A 17447-nucleotide genomic window follows, 5' to 3' on the forward strand; every position below is an offset into this window, starting at 1 on the left:
CTGAAACGGGGTTCGCATGCCGTCAATCGCCATTACCGGAGCAGGCAGCGGCATCGGTCGCGCCACCGCGCGGTGCTTCATCAAGGCGGGCTGGCGCGTTGCGCTGATCGGACGGCGCGAGCCCCCGTTGCGCGACACGGCGGCGGGTCAGGCGGCGTTGGTGCTGCCCTGCGACGTGACCGATGCCGCATCGGTCGATGCGGTTTTTGACCGGATGGCGCAGGAATGGGGCCGGCTGGACGTTCTGTTCAACAATGCCGGACGCGGTGCCGCGCCGGTCACCCCCGACCTGATGTCGCCCGAGGAATTCCGCGCGGTGATCGACGTGAACGTGACCGGAATGTTCCTGTGCGCCCGCGCGGCATTCCGGGTCATGCGTGCCCAAGATCCGCAGGGCGGCAGGATCATCAACAACGGATCGATCTCGGCCCATGTTCCGCGCGCGGGATCAATCGCCTATACCGCCTCGAAGCACGCGGTGACGGGCATGACGCGCAGCCTGTCGCTGGATGGCCGTCCCTTCGACATCGCCTGCGGCCAGATCGATATCGGCAATGCCGGGACCGAGCTTCTGACCCAGGTCAGCCGTCAGGCCGCGAACCCTGAACCGCTGATGGATGTGTCGGTGGTGGCCGACGCCGTGCTGCACATGGCAACCCTGCCGCACGGCGCGAACGTGCAGTTCATGACTGTCATGGCCACCAACATGCCCTATATCGGCAGGGGTTAGGCCAGGTCCTGCCCGTCGGGCATCAAGCGTCGATAGACATGCCAGCTTGCATGGCCCAGCACCGGCAGCGCGATGAACAGGCCCAGAAAGAACGGCACCATTCCCACCGCCAGCAGCGCCGCGATGATCGCGGCCCAGGCGACCATCACGACCGGATTCGCAGCCACCGCGCGGATCGAGGCAATGATCGCGGTGATGAAATCCACCTCGCGTTCCAGCAGGACCGGCAGGCCCACGACGGTGAAGGCGAACAGCACCGCCGCGAAGCCGCCACCGATCAGCGTGCCGATCAGCAACATCAGCAAGCCGCGCCCGGTCAGCAGGATTTCTGCCGAACTGGTCACGTTCGTCAGCGCGGACACGCCCATGAACAGGGCGAAAATGGTATGGGCCACGAATACCCAGAACATGAACAGCAACAGGATCACCATTGCCATCGACGGCACCTGCCGGTCCTTCTGGGCGAAAACCACGCCGATCACGGCGGGCCAGTCCAGCGGTTCTTCGGCCTCGATCCTGCGGCTGACCTCGTACAACCCGACCGCCGCGAAGGGGGCGATCAGCGGAAACCCCAGCACAAATGGGATAAGCCACCATTCGCGGCCGGACGCCAGGGCAACGGCGGCAATCGCCATGCCGCCCAGGACGTAGAAAGCCGAGAACAGCAGCCCGAAGGCCGGCGCGCGGCGAAAATCGCGCCATCCTGCCGACAAGGCGTCACTGATATCACGCATCCCGATCTTCACGGGCGCGGGCAGTTCATCGGGAAGGTCAGGTCCAGTATCGGCAACTGGCGGCACGGGCCTTGACGTCTCGGACCCGGATTCGGTCGCGTCTGGTGTGGTCAAGTCATCCTCCCATCACACGCGCGCCCGGATCGATGCTAGGTCCGAATCACCAAGCTTGCAACGAAAACAGATGTCTCAGCCAAGCCGTTCGCGCAGCGCCTGCGCGACATCGGGGGTAACGAAGCGGGACACGTCCCCGCCAAGCCGTGCGATTTCCTTGACCAGTTTCGAGGCGATCGCCTGTCGTCGCGCATCGGCCATCAGGAACACCGTCTCGATGCTGGCATCCAGCGCCCGGTTCATGCCGACCATCTGGAACTCGTATTCGAAATCGGCCACCGCGCGCAGCCCGCGCACGATCACCGAGGCGCCGACATCGCGCGCGCAATCGATCAGCAGGTTGTCGAACGGGTGCACCAGGATCTCGCCGCCGGTGCGGGCGGCGATCTCGTCGCATTCCCGGCGCACCATCTCGACCCGCTGGTCAAGATCGAACAAGGGCGACTTGTCACGATTGATCGCAACACCGATCACCAGCCGATCGACCAGCGCCATTGCCCGCTGGATGATATCGACATGACCCAAGGTGATCGGATCGAAGGTGCCGGGATAGAGGCCAATGCGCATCATGAGGCGTCCTTGTGCATCGTCGCCTCAGCAGGGAAAGCCGATTTGGCCACCGATTGCAAGCGTTTGGCCCGATTTGATCCGGGCTCAGTTACCCATGATCATGCCGGTCAGCGCCTCTTTCTCGGCGGCAAGCTCTTGCAGGCGTCCGCTGACCGCGTCCCCGATCGACACGACGCCCAGCATCTCGCCCTGATCGTCCACGACCGGCAGGTGGCGGAATCGGCCCTCGGTCATGCGCTGCAGCACGGTCAGCGCATCTTCGCCGGTCGTGCATGTCTGAACATCGCGCGTCATCACGTCGGACACCGGGTTCGACAACACATCGGCACCCCGCTCGGCAAGTTGCCGCACGATGTCGCGTTCGGAAAGAATGCCGGCAGGCTGGCGCCCGTCCGTTGACACCACCACGGCGCCGATACGCTGTTCGGCCAGCAGCTTCGCGGCTTCAGCAAGGGTCGCATCGGGCTTGATCGTCACGATCGTGGCGGCTTGGAGCCCCGGCTTTCCCGCGCCCTGTTTCATGGACAGCAACTGTCTGACCAGCATCGATCTACTCCTTCACGCCGTGGTTGATTTCATCATTTTCGCGGAATCCCCCGCCGTCAAGCCCGACGATCAGTCGGGGCGAAGACTTGCTGTTCCAGCCGCGCGATCTCGTTGCGGATGCCGTGGGCCAATGCGTCGGCCAGAATGCCGAGGCGTCGCGAATCGCGGTCATCGGCATGGCGCAACAGCCAGAAGCTGCGGGTCAGCGAAATGCGCTCGGGCAGGATCACCTGCAAACCCTCGACGAAGGGGATCGCGAAGTCATGGACGATCCCAAGCCCCGCTCCCGCGCGAATCGCCTGCATCTGAACCGATACCGCGTTCGAGGTGATTGCGGCGGTGTGGACGCCCGTCTCGGACAGGTAATCCAGTTCCCGGTCGAAGATCATGTCGGGGATGTAGCCGATCATCCTGTGCGCCTTCAGGTCGCCCAGACCGGTGATCGGCGGATGGCGATCCAGATAGTCGCGATGCCCCGCAAGATGCAGGCGGTAATCGGACAGCCGCTGCACGGTCAGCCGCCCGGTGTCGGGGGGCGAGACCGCGATCGCCATGTCGGCCTCTCGCTTGGACAGGTTGACCACGCGCGGCAGGGCGACAATCTGTATTTCAAGCCGCGGATGCGCCTCGGCCAGGTTCCGCGCGACCTGGGGCATCAGGTAATTGGCGCATCCGTCCGGCACGCCCACGCGCAACTGCCCGCCGATTCCTTCTTCGCGCCGTGTCGATTCGACCACCGCCACGGCCGCCTTTTCCGCCGCCTCGGCCGGTGCGACCAGACGCCCGCCCTCGGCCGTCAGCCTGTAGCCCTGCGGTGTCTTTGCGAACAGGCTGGCGCCCACGGCTTGTTCCAGCCGCATGATGCGCCGCCCCACCGTCGAGGCATCCATCCCCAGCCTGCGCCCCGCGCCCGACAGGCTTTCCGCCCGCGCGACAGCCAGAAAAATGCGAAGATCATCCCAGTCCAACCCGGCCACCTTTGCAAAATTGCAAAACGCTTTTGCCATCCTGCCTCTTTCCGCAGCATTTCCGCAAGCCTATGGTTGCCCGAACATGATATGGAGGAAGCGATGCAAGAGATTGCGCACTGGATCGACGGCAAAGAGGTCTCCGGCACGTCTGGCCGGTTCAGCGACATCTACAATCCCGCGACGGGCGAGGTGCAGGCTCGGGTCGCTCTGGCCAGCCAGGACGAACTGGACGCCGCCATCGCCAGCGCCGAAAAGGCGCAGGTCGGATGGGCCGCGACCAACCCGCAGCGCCGCGCGCGGGTGATGATGAAGTTCGGCCAGCTGATCAACCAGAACATGGACATGCTGGCGGAACTGGTCAGCAAGGAACACGGCAAGACCCTGCCCGACGCGCGTGGCGACGTGCAGCGCGGTCTTGAGGTGATCGAGGTGTGCATGGGCGCACCGGCAATGCTGAAGGGCGAATTCACCGACAATGCCGGCTCCGGCATCGACCTCTACTCGATGCGCCAGCCGCTTGGCGTCGTGGCGGGCATCACCCCGTTCAACTTCCCGGCGATGATCCCGCTGTGGAAGATGGGGCCGGCCCTGGCAGCCGGCAACGCGATGATCCTGAAACCTTCGGAACGCTGCCCCTCGACCTCGATGGCGCTGGCAAAGCTGGCGCAAGAGGCCGGGCTGCCCGACGGGGTTCTGCAGGTCGTCAACGGCGACAAGGAAGTCGTGGACGGCATTCTTGACAACCCGACCATCCAGGCGGTGGGCTTTGTCGGCTCGACCCCGATCGCGCAGTATATCTACGGTCGCGCGGCCACGAACGGCAAGCGCGCGCAGTGCTTCGGCGGCGCCAAGAACCACATGCTGATCATGCCCGACGCCGATCTGGACAAGGCAGCGGACGCTCTGATCGGAGCGGGCTTCGGCGCGGCGGGCGAACGCTGCATGGCGATCTCGGTGGCGGTGCCGGTCGGTGAGAAGACCGCCGACGAGCTGATCGAGCGGCTTGTGCCGAAGATCGAAAAGCTGAAGGTCGGCCCCTATACCGCTGGCGACGATGTGGATTTCGGCCCGGTCATCACCAAGGCCGCGCAGGACCGCATCAACCGCCTGATCGCCTCGGGCGTCGAGGCCGGTGCCGATCTGGTCGTCGATGGCCGCGACCTGAAGATCCAGGGCTACGAGAACGGCTTCTTCTGCGGACCCTCGCTGTTCGACCGCGTCACGCCCGACATGGACATCTACAAGGAAGAAATCTTCGGCCCGGTCCTGACCACCGTCCGCGCGCAAAGCTATGACGAGGCGCTGCAGCTGGTGATGGACAACGATTACGGCAACGGCACCTCGATCTTCACCGCCGACGGCGACACCGCGCGGGACTATGCCAGCCGGGTCAATGTCGGCATGGTCGGCGTGAACTTCCCGATCCCGGTGCCGCTCAGCTACTACACGTTCGGCGGCTGGAAGAAATCGGCCTTCGGCGACCTGAACCAGTACGGCCCCGACGCGTTCCGCTTTTATACCAAGACCAAGACCGTCACGACGCGCTGGTTCTCGGGCATCAAGGACGAAGGTGCCAGCCTGAACTTCAAGGCGCTGGACTGACCCCTTCTTCTTTGTCCAAATACCCTGGGTGTCCGGGGGGCAGCGCCCCCCGGTCATCGCGGGACGCCGCGACGCGCGCCTGACGAAGAAGGGGCAAGAAGATGAGTGCGGAACCTGACTTCACGCTTGGCATCGAAGAGGAATATCTGCTCGTCGATGCCAAAACCGGTGATCTCGCCGAGGCGCCGGGCGCGCTGATGCAAGACTGCAAGGCCCGGCTGAAGGATCAGGTCAGCCCGGAATTCCTGCGCTGCCAGATCGAAGTCGGAACCCCGGTCGCCCGCGACATCGCCGAGGCGCGCGACCAACTGCAGCATCTGCGCGGCACCATCGCGCAGATCGCCGGCGACTACGGGCTGGCACCGATCTCCGCCTCGTGTCACCCCTTCGCGAACTGGCGCGATCAGCATCACACCGACAAGGAACGCTACAACGTCCTGTCACGCGACATGGCGGCGGTGGCGCGGCGCATGCTGATCTGCGGGATGCATGTGCATGTCGGCCTGCCGGATTCGGACATGCGCATCGACCTGATGAACCAGGTCTCGTATTTCCTGCCGCATCTTCTGGCGCTGTCGGCCTCCAGCCCGTTCTGGCAGGCCGAGGATACCGGGCTTTCCTCGTATCGCACGACGGTGTTCGGCGACATGCCGCGCACCGGCCTGCCGCCGAAACTGGGCAGCTGGGGCGAATTCGAACGCTCGGTCGGGGCGCTGGCCGAACTGGACATCATCGAGGACGCCAGCAAGATCTGGTGGGATCTGCGCCCCTCGGCGAAGTTTCCGACCCTGGAAACCCGGATCTGCGACGCCTGCCCACGGCTGGAAGACACCATCACCCTCGCCGCGCTGATCCAGGCAACGACGCGTATGCTGTGGCGCCTGTCCCGGCAGAACACGCGCTGGCGCGAATACGACAATTTCCTGCTCGGGGAAAACCGCTGGCGCGCGGTCCGCTATGGGACATCCGAAGGGTTGATCGATTTCGGCGACCACAGGATCCTGCCCTTCGCGGAACTGGCCGAAGACTGGATCGCGCTGATCGCCGCCGATGCCGATGCGCTGAACAGCCAGCACGCCATCGCCCGGCTGCGCGACATGGTCGACGCCGGCACCTCGGCCGATCGGCAGCGTGCCGTCTTGTCGGGCGCGCTGTCTGCCGGTGCGACGCAAGATCAGGCGATGCGCGCGGTCGTCATGCACCTGATCGAGGAGTTTCGCCGCGACCTGTAGGGGTGCGATCCGCGCTTGCAACACTGTCGCAAGATTTGGCAATTAAACACATGTTCAATTCACGACAGCCACAGGGGGAGGACGTCAGGTGGATTTCGCATTGTCCGAGGAACAGCAGGCCATCTTCGACATGGCCAGGGATTTCGGCCAGACCCGGATCGCGCCGCATGCACGCGACTGGGAAGCCTCTGGCACGATCCCCAGGGAATTGTGGTCCGAGATCGCCGGCCTTGGCTTCGGCGGTCTCTATGTGTCCGAGGAATATGGCGGCTCGGGCCTCAGCCGGCTGGACGCGGCGCTGGTCTTCGAGGCGCTGGCGATGGCCGATCCTGCGGTCGGGTCGTTCCTGTCGATCCACAATATGTGCGGCGGCATGATCGACAAGTTCGGCACGCCCGAAGACAAGGCGCGCTGGCTGCCCGACCTGTGCAGCATGACCAGGGTCTTCAGCTATTGCCTGACCGAACCGGGCAGCGGCTCGGACGCGGCGGCGCTGCGGACCCGCGCGGAACGCACGGATGACGGCTGGCGGCTGAACGGGACAAAGGCGTTCATCTCGGGCGGCAGCTATTCGGATGTCTATATCGCCATGGTCCGGACCGGCGAGGACGGGCCGAAAGGGATCAGCACCGTGATCGTCGAGGACGGTACGCCCGGACTCAGCTTCGGCGCGCTGGAAGACAAGATGGGCTGGCGCGCCCAGCCCACCACGCAGGTGCAGTTCGACGACTGCGTGATCCCGGACCGGAACCTTCTGGGCCAGGAAGGGCGCGGCTTTTCCTATGCCATGGCGGGGCTGGACGGGGGCCGGCTGAACATCTCGGCCGGGGCGCTTGGCGGCGCGCAGGCCGCGCTTGACGCGACGCTGGCCTATATGGGCGAACGCCACGCCTTCGGCAAAAGCCTCGATCAGTTCCAGGCCCTGCAGTTCAGGCTGGCCGAGATGGAAACAGCGTTGCAATCCGCCCGGATCTTCCTGCGGCAAGCCGCATGGAAGCTTGACACCGGCGCCCCGGATGCGACCAAGTTCTGTGCAATGGCCAAACTTTATGTGACCGACCGCGCCTTCGAGGTCGCCAACCAGTGCCTGCAACTGCACGGCGGCTATGGCTATCTTGCCGATTACGGCATCGAAAAGATCGTGCGCGACCTGCGGGTTCACCAGATCCTTGAAGGCACGAACGAAATCATGCGGCTGATCGTCGGCCGCGCCCTGCTGGCCGAACGCGGCTGAACCATTGAAGGAGACGGCATGGACGACCTGAACATCCGCAAATCGGGCCGCGCCGGGCGCATCACCTTCACCCGGACGAAGGCGTTGAACGCGCTGACCCACGACATGGCCAACGCGATCCGCACCGCTCTGGTCGGCTGGCGCGACGATCCCGATGTGGATCTGGTCATCATCGACGCCGAAGGCGACCGCGCCTTCTGTTCGGGTGGCGACATCGCCGCGGTCTATCGCGCGGGCCTTGCCGGCGATCATCAGGTCGGACGCGACTTCTTTCGCGACGAATACCTGATGAATGCCGCCATCGCCGACTACCCCAAGCCGGTGGTCGCGTTCATGCAGGGCTTCGTGATGGGCGGCGGCGTCGGCGTGGGCGGCCATGCCGGGCATCGCGTCGTCGGCGACACCACCCGGATCGCCATGCCCGAATCCGGCATCGGTCTGATCCCCGATGTCGGCGGCACATGGCTTCTGGCGCGCGCGCCGGGCCGGATCGGGGAATATCTGGCGCTGACCGGCGCGCGGATGGGGCCCGGTGACGCGATCCATGCGGGCTTTGCCGACAGCTACCTGCCCGAGGCGGAATGGCCCGCCGTGATCGCCGACCTGGAAAGGACGGGCGACGCCACCCGCATCATGGGCATCACGCCGCCGCCCGCGCCGCTGGCCTCGCGCGACCTGTCGGCCTTTGGCGGACGCGACGTGGCCCAGATCGTCGAGGCGCTGGAACAGGCGGGCGACGATGACGCGCTGAAACCGATCCGCCGCAACTCGCCCCTGTCGATGGCCGCCGGTCTGGCGCTGGTTCGCGCCGCGCGCGGCGACCGGCGGATGCAGGAATCGCTGGCCCGCGAATACCATTTTACCTGGCGCGCCACCGAACAGGCCGATTTCATCGAAGGCGTGCGCGCGCAGCTGATCGACAAGGACCGCAACCCGAACTGGACCGCCGACGCCTCACCCGAACAGGTCGAGGCGCTGCTGGCCCCGCTTGGCGAACACGAACTGCACTGGGAGGAACAGGCATGAAGATCGGTTTCATCGGATTGGGCAACATGGGCGCGCCGATGGCCGCCAATCTGGCCGAGGCCGGGCATCAGGTGCTGGGCTATGACACCGCCGCGCCCGAACCCGATGGCGTCAGCGCCGCAGCCAGCGCGGCCGAGGCGGCGGCGGATGCCGACGTGGTCATCACCATGCTGCCGAACGGCAAGATCCTGCGTTCCGTCGCCGATCAGGTGATCCCGGCAATGCGCGCCGGCGCGGTGTTCTGCGACTGTTCGACCGTCGATGTGGACAGCGCGCGGGCGGTGGCCGAACAGGCCCGCAACGCCGGTCTGGGCGCGCTGGACGCGCCGGTGTCGGGCGGCATCGGCGGGGCGCAAGGCGGCACGCTGACCTTCATGGTGGGCGGCGACGACGCGGCCTTTGCCACGGTGAAGCCGCTTTTCGACATCATGGGCCAGAAGGCCGTGCATTGCGGCGCCGCGGGCGCGGGACAGGCGGCCAAGATCTGCAACAACATGATCCTGGGTGTGACCATGATCGCCACCTGCGAGGCCTTCGCGCTGGCCGACAAGCTGGGGCTGGACCGACAGAAGATGTTCGACGTGGTCTCGACCAGCTCGGGCTATAGTTGGTCGATGAACGCCTATTGCCCGGCACCCGGCGTCGGCCCGACCTCGCCCGCCGACAACGATTACCGCCCCGGATTCGCGGCCGAACTGATGCTCAAGGATCTGCGCCTGGCCCAGGCCGCCGCCGAGGGCGCGGACGCCGACACACCGATGGGCGCGCTGGCGATGCAGCTTTACCGCAGCTTCGTCGAGGAAGAGGGCGGCACAGGCCGCGACTTCTCGGCCATGCTGCCGCGCTTTGCCGAGAAATCGCGCGGCTGACGACGCAGCAGTTGGACGGCGCGGGTCCCGGCCTGTCAGAGCAAGTCGGAGACGCGCCGTTCAACGCACGGGGCGGACGTTGTGGGGTGCTCTAGACGCTATTGGTGCGATCAAGGGCAACTTCTGATCAGCAATCACCCATCCATCTTCAGCGCCTGAATGAACGCCGTCTGCGGGATTTCGACCTTGCCGAACTGGCGCATCTTCTTCTTGCCGGCCTTCTGCTTCTCCAGCAGCTTCTTTTTCCGCGTCGCATCGCCGCCATAGCATTTGGCGGTCACGTCCTTGCGCATGGCGGACAGCGTCTCGCGCGCGATCACGCGGCTGCCGATGGCGGCCTGGATCGGGATCTTGAACATGTGCCGCGGGATCAGTTCCTTCAGCTTCTCGACCATCACCCTGCCCCGGCTTTCGGCCCGGTCGCGATGGACCATGATCGACAGCGCGTCCACCGGTTCGTCGTTCACCAGGATCGACATCTTGACCAGGAAATCCTCGCGGTATTCGCTGATCTGGTAATCGAAGCTGGCATAGCCCTTGGTCACCGATTTCAGCCGGTCGTAGAAGTCGAACACGACCTCGGCCAGCGGCAGGTCATAGACGACCATCGCGCGGCTGCCCGCATAGGTCAGGTCCAGCTGGATGCCGCGCCGGTCCTGGCACAGCTTCAGCACGTCGCCCAGATACTCGTCGGGGACCATGATCGTGGCCTTGATGCGCGGCTCCTCGATGTGATCGACAAGTGTCAGGTCGGGCATGTCGGCGGGGTTGTGCAACTCTTTCACCTCGCCGTCGCGCATATGCAGGCGGAACACCACGCTGGGGGCGGTGGTGATCAGGTCCAGATCGTATTCGCGTTCCAGCCGGTCGCGAATCACCTCAAGATGCAGCAGCCCCAGGAACCCGCAGCGGAACCCGAAGCCAAGCGCGGCCGAGGTTTCCATCTCGTAGCTGAAGCTGGCGTCGTTCAGGGCCAGTTTCTCGATCGCGTCACGCAGGGCCTCGAAATCATTGGCATCGACCGGGAACAACCCGCAGAACACCACCGGCTGCGCCGGCTTGAAGCCCGGCAGCGGGCGTTCGCAGGGCTTCTTCTCATGGGTGATCGTGTCGCCGACGCGGGTGTCGCGGACCTGCTTGATGGATGCGGTGAAGACGCCGATCTCGCCCGGTCCCAGTTCGGCGATGTCCTTCATCGCCGGGGTCAGCACGGCCAGCTTGTCCAGCCGATAGGTCGCGCCGGTCTGCATCATCTTGACCTGATCGCCCTTGCGGATCACCCCGTCCATGACGCGGATCATCACCACGACGCCCAGATAGCTGTCATACCAGCTGTCAACCAGCATCGCCTTCAGCGGTGCATCGCGCTCGCCCTGCGGGGCGGGCAGGCGCTGGACGATGGCTTCCAGCACGTCGGGAATGCCAAGCCCGGTCTTGGCGCTGATCGGGATGGCCTGGGACGCATCGATGCCGATCACGTCCTCGATCTGCGCCTTGACGCGGTCGGGTTCGGCGGCGGGCAGGTCGATCTTGTTCAGCACCGGGACGATCTCGTGATCGGCGTCGATGGCCTGATAGACATTGGCCAGGGTTTGCGCCTCGACCCCCTGGGTGGCATCAACGACCAGCAGGCTGCCCTCGACCGCGCGCATGGACCGGCTGACCTCATAGGCGAAATCGACGTGACCCGGCGTGTCGATCAGGTTCAGCACATAGGTCTGCCCGTCCTGCGCCGGATAGGCGATGCGGACGGTGTTGGCCTTGATGGTGATGCCCCGCTCGCGCTCGATATCCATCGCATCCAGGATCTGCGACTTCATGTCGCGTTCGGCGACGGTGCCGGTCAGCTGGATCAGCCGGTCGGCCAGCGTGGATTTGCCGTGGTCGATATGGGCCACGATCGAGAAATTGCGGATGAGGGTCTGCTGGGTCATTGCGCGGCTATACAAGGCCGCAAAGCGCGCGAAAAGAGGGTATCGCGCGCTTGCCCGGCGGATCAGCCCAGATCGCCGCCCAAGCCCTGCATCAGCGGCAGGAAATCCGGGAAAGACGTGGCGATGGGGCCGCCATCGTCAACCGCCACCGGATTTTGCGTGGCAAGGCCAAGGATCAGGAAGGACATCGCGATGCGGTGATCCAGATGGGTGACGGCGGTGCCGCCGCCGGGCACACTGGTCATGCCGTGAACCGTCATGCTGTCGCGCGTCTCCTCGACCCTCACGCCGTTCGCCTCCAGGCCGCGCGCCATCGCGTCGATCCGGTCGCTTTCCTTCACGCGCAGCTCGGCGACGCCGTTCATCACCGTGGCGCCCTCGGCAAAGGCCGCGATCACCGACAGGATCGGGAATTCGTCGATCATGCTGGCCGCGCGTTCGCCAGGCACCGTCACGCCTTTCAGGGGGCCGTGGCGGACGACCAGATCGGCCACCGGCTCGCCGCCCTCTTCGCGAGGATTCTCGAACGCAATGTCGGCGCCCATTTCCAGCAGGGTCACATACAGCCCGTCCCGAGTCGGGTTGCGGCTGACGCCCGGCACGCGGATCCGGGATCCCGGCACGATCAGCGCCGCCGCGACAGGAAACGCCGCGCTGGACGGATCACGCGGCACCGCGACCGGCTGCGCCACCAGTTCGGGCCGCCCGGTCAGGGTGATGACATGACCTTCCTCGGTCGTCTCACTGCGGATCTGCGCACCGAAACCGGCCAGCATCCTTTCGGAATGATCGCGCGTGGGCTCGGCCTCGATCACCACCGTCTCGCCCGGCGCGTTCAGCCCGGCCAGCAGGATCGCCGACTTGATCTGGGCGCTGGCGACCGGGGTGCGATAGCGCAGCGGCACCGGGTCCGCCGCACCGCGAATGGTGATCGGCAGTCGCCCCCCTTCGCGCGTGGTGATGTCAGCCCCGAACTGGGCCAGCGGATCGGTGACCCGCGCCATCGGTCGGCGCGACAGGCTGGCGTCGCCGGTGAAGGTGACGGCGATCGGCGTCGTCGCGACCGCCCCCATGATCAGCCGCACCCCGGTGCCGGAATTGCCGCAATCGATCACCCCCTCGGGTTCGGCGAAACCGCCGACACCCACGCCATGCACCGACCATTCGCCGGGTCCCAGCCGTTCGACCTGCGCCCCGAACGCCGCCATCGCCCGCGCGGTGTCCAGCACGTCCTGCCCTTCCAGAAGCCCGGTGATCCGTGTCTCACCGACCGACATCGCCCCAAGGATCAGCGCACGGTGGCTGATCGACTTGTCTCCCGGCACCTGCGCCTCACCCTTCAGCGGGCCGCTGCGGCGCGACGTCATCGGACGGGGATCGGCGGAATGCGACATGGAAACACCTTTCGATTTGCGCGGCTCTTTTACCGCTACCACGCGGGCGCTGCCACCATGTTCTTGCGGCGCGGCGCAGGGCTTTCTAGAAGCACGGGAAACGGAGACCCCGATGCAGGAACTCGACGCGCTGCGATCCATGGCCGACCCCGACCGGGCCGCGCAGATGGCGGCCTATCACAAGGCCGACCGCACCTATCTGGGCCTTCAGGTGCCACAGATCGAAGCGCTGGTCGCCGAATGGCGCGCGGCGCGCGATGTGGGCGAACGGGTGGCGCTGGCCGCTTCCCTTTGGGACAGCGACATCCACGAGGCGCGGGTGGCGGCGGCCAAGCTGCTGACCCAGGCGCGGATCAGGCCCGATCAGGCGGTCTGGGACCTGATCGCCTCATGGGTGCCGCAATTCGACGCCTGGGCCATCGCCGATCACGCGATGACCGCCGGACAAAAGCGGCTGGTCGCCGACCCCACGCGTCTGGATCAGGTCGCAACCTGGCTGGGCCACCCGAATTTCTGGGTCCGCCGCGCGGCCCTGGTCGGCACCCTGCCCTGGGCCAAGATGAACCACCCCAGGCCCGACGATCTGGACCGGCGCGAACGGATCCTTGGCTGGTCGGCGGGCATGGCCGATGACCGCGAATGGTTCATTCAGAAAGCCATCGCATGGTGGCTGCGCGATCTGTCGAAACGCGACGCACCCCGCGTCCGCGCCTTTCTGGTGGAACATGGCGCGCGGCTGAAACCCTTCGCGCGGCGCGAGGCCGCGCGGCTGATTCAGGACTTGTAGACCTCGATCGTCGGCAGGTCGGTCAGCGACACCCCGATCAGCTGCAGCGCCGGCAGCGACACCTGGCTGCCGCCACTTTCGGGTCCGTCCAGCGGGATCAGATCGACCTTGGCCGACTTGCCGTTGGCCGGGTTGACGATCCGCCCGATGCCGCGCGCCTTGACCAGCGGCGTCTTGATCCAGAACCCGCCCTCGGTCGGATTACCCAGCGAGGCGATGGTATCGCCCAGCTTCGTCTCGGCCACTTCGGGCGCCTGGGCGGCCGCGGCCTTCTGCTCGGCGGTGGTGGTGTCCAGCTGCGCGGCGCTGGCCCGCGCGGCGGCCCGTGGCGCGGGCGCACGGGTGATCGCGGTCGCCGCAGCGACCTGATCGGGCGTCAGGCTGCTGTCGATTTGGGCCGGCGCGGCATCTGCCGCCGGGCGGCTGTCGGTGGTCGTCGCCGCAGGTGTGCAGGCGGCCAGCGCAAGCGTGGCCAGCACGGCCGTGGTCGTCATCCGCATGAGGGGCGCTCCTTCGGGTGGCATTTCGCGCAGGTTAGACCGCCGCGCCGCACCGCGTCCACCAGCGGTTGCGTGATCGGCGGCAGCTTGTGTGTTGGCCGTCACATGCCTAGATTGAGGGCATGGATACCGCCGCCTCCGCGCCCCTCATCGACCCGTTCGCCCGACCGATCACCTATCTGCGGGTGTCGGTCACCGACCGCTGCGATTTCCGCTGCGTCTATTGCATGGCCGAACATATGCAGTTCCTGCCCAAGGCCGAACTGCTGACGCTGGAAGAACTGAACCGCCTGTGTTCGGCCTTCGTGGGGCTTGGCGTGCGCAAGCTGCGCATCACCGGGGGCGAACCGCTGGTCCGGCGCGGCATAATGCAGTTCTTTCGCGGCATGTCGCGCCATCTGGGCAAGGGCCTGGACGAGTTGACCCTGACCACCAATGGCAGCCAGCTTGGCCGCTTCGCCAGCGAACTGGTCGATTGCGGGGTCCGCCGCGTCAATGTCTCGCTGGACACGCTGGACGCCGACAAATTCGCCGCGATCACCCGCTGGGGCCGCTTGCCGCAGGTTCTGGACGGGATCCGCGCCGCCCAGGCGGCCGGGCTGCGGGTCAAGATCAACGCCGTCGCGCTGAAAGGCGTGAACGACGACGAATTGTTCGATCTGGTCCGCTGGTGCGCCGACGAAGGCCACGATCTGACCTTCATCGAGGTGATGCCGATGGGCGATCTGGGCAACGAGGATCGGCTGGACCAGTACTGGCCGCTGTCAGACCTGCGCGCCCGGCTGGCCGAACGCTTTACCCTGACCGAACTGGCCGAACGCACCGGCGGCCCGGCGCGCTATGTCCGCCTGAACGAGACCGGCCAGAAGATCGGCTTCATCACGCCACTGACCCATAATTTCTGCGAAAGCTGCAACCGCGTCCGTGTCACCTGCACGGGCGAACTGTTCATGTGCCTGGGCCAGGAAGACAACGCCGACCTGCGCGCCCCGCTGCGCGCCAGCCCCGACGACACCCTGTTGCGCCAGACCATCCGCGACGCCATCGCACGCAAGCCCAAGGGCCATGATTTCGACTATTCCCGCCAGTCCGTGACGGGCCAGATGACCCGCCACATGAGCCATACGGGTGGCTAGCCGGGGCCATTGTTCCCGCTTGCTGAGTACGCATCAGTAAACCGAGAGATCGCGGCGGGTTTGCGGGACGAAGCTGCCGTTGGTTTGTTCGACAAATACCGTGGAGTTAGATAAGAGTGTCGGTGACGATGACGCCAAAGGAACCAGCGACCGATGCCAATGCCGTGGACATATCGGCACGCCTCCAAGGAATGGCGCGCTTTCCTCGATGACGTGAAAGAGCGCATGTCCCTCGAGTCAGACAACATGGCTTACACGGCGGTCGATGCGGTCTTTCAGGTGTTCCGGCGTCGTCTGACCGCTCAGGAGGGCTTGAACTTCGCAAGTATCTTGCCAAGCGTGCTTCGCTCGATCTTTCTTCAAAACTGGGATGTTACGGAGCCTCGCGCAGCGTTTGACGACCGAGAGACGCTCATCTCGGAAGTCAAGGAGGTGCGGGTAAACCACAACCTAACGCCGGACAATGCGATTGAGGCGACGGCATGGGCGGTTCGGCGCTGCACCAATGGAAGAGACTTCGAGCGCGTTTTGGCAAAGCTTCCGGCTGAAGCGCGCGCCTTCTGGCATGTCGACGTTGCGGATCCTGCCGAGCTGGAGCAACGGATCATTTAGCGGCTTTGCACCATTCGGAAGGTTTGGGCTCAGAGCCGCCCTTCGTCCCCCTTACCCGCAAATCCTGCGGTCCGCGGCCGCAGACCGCATTCCCTAACCCTTCCTTAACCCACAGCCCGCAAGCGGTGTACGCCCTGTGCACGCGTGGTGCCGCGCTGGTGCACGGGTTGTGACACATCAAATCCAGCATTTGCAGGGATTTCCGGGATCACGCTCCGATCCGGCGACACGGGCAACGCGCGCTGCCGTTGCGCGCAACACCCGGGCCTCCGGGCAATGCCTCTATTCGGCCGCGGTCTGCTCGGCCGCCGCTTCGGCTTCCAGCTTCTCGGCGCGTTCCTCGACCAGTCCGACGATGTGGTCGATCATCTGGTCGTTCGACAGCTTGTGGCTTTGCCGGCCGGCCAGATAGACCATGCCGCTGCCCGCGCCGCCTCCGGTGAAGCCCAGATCGGTCATCAGCGCCTCGCCCGGCCCGTTCACCACGCAGCCGATGATCGACAGGCTCATCGGCGTCTTGATGTGTTCCAGCCGTTTTTCCAGCGTTTCCACGGTCTTGATGACGTCAAAGCCCTGCCGTGCGCAGGACGGGCAGGAAATGATCTGGACGCCGCGGGTGCGCAGGCCAAGCGATTTCAGGATCTCGAACCCGACCTTGACCTCTTCGACCGGATCGGCCGACAGGCTGACCCGGATCGTGTCCCCGATGCCCGCCCACAGCAGGTTGCCCAGACCCACGGCCGATTTCACCGTGCCGCCGACAAAGCCGCCCGCCTCGGTGATGCCCAGATGGATCGGCGCGTCGGTCGCCTCGGCCAGTTGCTGATAGGCGGCGGCGGCCAGGAACACGTCGCTGGCCTTCACGCTGATCTTGAAGTCATGAAAATCGTTGTCTTCCAGGATCTTGATGTGATCCAGCCCGGATTCCACCATCGCATCCGGGCACGGTTCGCCGTATTTTTCCAGCAGATGCCGTTCCAGCGAACCGGCATTGACGCCGATGCGGATCGAACAGCCGTGGTCGCGCGCGGCGCGGATGACCTCGCGCACCCGGTCGGACGAGCCGATATTGCCGGGATTGATCCGCAGGCAGGCCGCGCCCGCCTCGGCAGCCTCGATGGCGCGCTTGTAGTGGAAATGGATGTCCGCGACGATCGGCACCGGGCTTTCGCGGCAGATCTCGCGCAGGGCGCGCGTGGTTTCCTGATCCGGCGCGCTGATCCGGACGATATCGGCGCCTGCATCGGCAGCCCGGATCACCTGATCCAGCGTCGCGCGCACGTCGTGGCCGTCGGTGTTGGTCATCGTCTGCACGCTGATCGGGGCGTCACCGCCCACCGGCACATTGCCGACCATGATCTGGCGGGATTTCCGCCGCTCGATATTGCGCCAGGGACGGATCGGGTTCAGCGACATGCGGCACCTTTGGGTTTCGCCTCACCAGATAAGCCATCCG

The 17447-nt window shown here is 65.6% G+C and carries 17 protein-coding genes; 9 read left to right on the plus strand and 8 right to left on the minus strand.

Annotation, left to right across the window (positions count from 1 at the left end; all coding sequences use genetic code 11):
* Positions 1-16: 16 nt before the first annotated feature.
* Complete coding sequence (locus MU516_RS11805) at positions 17-730, plus strand: SDR family oxidoreductase (protein WP_260277409.1); 714 nt, start codon at positions 17-19, stop codon at positions 728-730.
* On the opposite strand, the gene MU516_RS11810 is transcribed toward MU516_RS11805, so the two are convergent.
* The 4 genes from MU516_RS11810 to MU516_RS11825 form a co-directional block, all read right to left on the minus strand.
* Positions 727-1578: a DUF2189 domain-containing protein gene (locus MU516_RS11810; protein WP_260277410.1), complete on the minus strand. Its 852-nt coding sequence runs from the start codon at positions 1576-1578 to the stop codon at positions 727-729. The genes MU516_RS11805 and MU516_RS11810 overlap by 4 nt on opposite strands.
* 75 nt (positions 1579-1653) lie before the next feature.
* Complete coding sequence (gene coaD, locus MU516_RS11815; protein ID WP_260277587.1) at positions 1654-2145, minus strand: pantetheine-phosphate adenylyltransferase; 492 nt, start codon at positions 2143-2145, stop codon at positions 1654-1656.
* An 87-nt stretch (positions 2146-2232) separates the two neighbouring features.
* Positions 2233-2694: a CBS domain-containing protein gene (locus tag MU516_RS11820; RefSeq protein WP_260277411.1), complete on the minus strand. Its 462-nt coding sequence runs from the start codon at positions 2692-2694 to the stop codon at positions 2233-2235.
* A 56-nt stretch (positions 2695-2750) separates the two neighbouring features.
* Positions 2751-3662, minus strand: a complete 912-nt coding sequence (locus tag MU516_RS11825) for a LysR family transcriptional regulator (protein ID WP_260277588.1) — start codon at positions 3660-3662, stop codon at positions 2751-2753.
* Positions 3663-3764: 102 nt separating this feature from the next.
* Between MU516_RS11825 and MU516_RS11830 the strand changes: the two genes are divergently transcribed.
* The 5 genes from MU516_RS11830 to mmsB all read left to right on the plus strand — a co-directional run bounded on the left by MU516_RS11830 (position 3765) and on the right by mmsB (position 9628).
* Positions 3765-5267 (plus strand): CoA-acylating methylmalonate-semialdehyde dehydrogenase, encoded by a 1503-nt coding sequence (locus MU516_RS11830; RefSeq protein ID WP_260277412.1) that lies wholly within the window; start codon positions 3765-3767, stop codon positions 5265-5267.
* A 101-nt stretch (positions 5268-5368) separates the two neighbouring features.
* A complete protein-coding gene (locus MU516_RS11835) occupies positions 5369-6499 on the plus strand; it encodes a carboxylate-amine ligase (protein WP_260277413.1) in 1131 nt (376 codons plus the stop codon).
* Between the two features lie 88 nt (positions 6500-6587).
* Positions 6588-7733, plus strand: a complete 1146-nt coding sequence (locus MU516_RS11840) for an acyl-CoA dehydrogenase family protein (RefSeq protein WP_260277414.1) — start codon at positions 6588-6590, stop codon at positions 7731-7733.
* A gap of 18 nt (positions 7734-7751) precedes the next feature.
* Entirely contained in the window at positions 7752-8759 is a 1008-nt protein-coding gene (locus tag MU516_RS11845; protein ID WP_260277415.1) for an enoyl-CoA hydratase/isomerase family protein, read from the plus strand.
* Entirely contained in the window at positions 8756-9628 is an 873-nt protein-coding gene (gene mmsB / locus MU516_RS11850; protein ID WP_260277416.1) for a 3-hydroxyisobutyrate dehydrogenase, read from the plus strand. The genes MU516_RS11845 and mmsB overlap by 4 nt, the downstream gene beginning before the upstream one ends.
* 134 nt (positions 9629-9762) lie before the next feature.
* Here mmsB and lepA read toward each other — a convergent pair whose 3' ends face one another.
* Both lepA and aroA read right to left on the minus strand, forming a co-directional pair.
* Positions 9763-11562, minus strand: a complete 1800-nt coding sequence (gene lepA / locus MU516_RS11855; protein ID WP_260277417.1) for a translation elongation factor 4 — start codon at positions 11560-11562, stop codon at positions 9763-9765.
* Positions 11563-11624: 62 nt separating this feature from the next.
* Positions 11625-12956 carry a 3-phosphoshikimate 1-carboxyvinyltransferase gene (gene aroA, locus MU516_RS11860; protein ID WP_260277418.1) on the minus strand — a complete coding sequence of 444 codons (1332 nt, stop codon included), beginning with the start codon at positions 12954-12956 and terminating at the stop codon, positions 11625-11627.
* 112 nt (positions 12957-13068) lie between these two features.
* On the opposite strand from aroA, the gene MU516_RS11865 reads away from it, so the two are divergent.
* Positions 13069-13743, plus strand: coding sequence for a DNA alkylation repair protein (locus tag MU516_RS11865; RefSeq protein WP_260277419.1), 675 nt, complete (start codon positions 13069-13071; stop codon positions 13741-13743).
* Here the strand turns inward: MU516_RS11865 and MU516_RS11870 are convergent.
* Positions 13731-14243 carry a hypothetical protein gene (locus tag MU516_RS11870; protein ID WP_260277420.1) on the minus strand — a complete coding sequence of 171 codons (513 nt, stop codon included), beginning with the start codon at positions 14241-14243 and terminating at the stop codon, positions 13731-13733. The two genes, MU516_RS11865 and MU516_RS11870, sit on opposite strands and share 13 nt — an antisense overlap.
* Positions 14244-14365: 122 nt before the next feature.
* On the opposite strand from MU516_RS11870, the gene moaA reads away from it, so the two are divergent.
* Together moaA and MU516_RS11880 are read left to right on the plus strand one after the other, a co-directional pair.
* A complete protein-coding gene (gene moaA / locus MU516_RS11875; RefSeq protein WP_260277422.1) occupies positions 14366-15379 on the plus strand; it encodes a GTP 3',8-cyclase MoaA in 1014 nt (337 codons plus the stop codon).
* Positions 15380-15532: 153 nt separating this feature from the next.
* The gene (locus MU516_RS11880) at positions 15533-15991 is read left to right on the plus strand and encodes a DUF2267 domain-containing protein (protein ID WP_207012316.1); all 459 of its coding nucleotides are present in this window, start codon (positions 15533-15535) and stop codon (positions 15989-15991) included.
* Positions 15992-16273: 282 nt separating this feature from the next.
* On the opposite strand, the gene ispG is transcribed toward MU516_RS11880, so the two are convergent.
* Entirely contained in the window at positions 16274-17407 is a 1134-nt protein-coding gene (gene ispG, locus MU516_RS11885; RefSeq protein WP_209055885.1) for a flavodoxin-dependent (E)-4-hydroxy-3-methylbut-2-enyl-diphosphate synthase, read from the minus strand.
* Positions 17408-17447 lie beyond the last annotated feature (40 nt).

The sequence above is a fragment of the Paracoccus maritimus genome (genome assembly GCF_025195095.1).
GTDB classification, from domain to species: Bacteria; Pseudomonadota; Alphaproteobacteria; order Rhodobacterales; family Rhodobacteraceae; genus Paracoccus; species Paracoccus maritimus.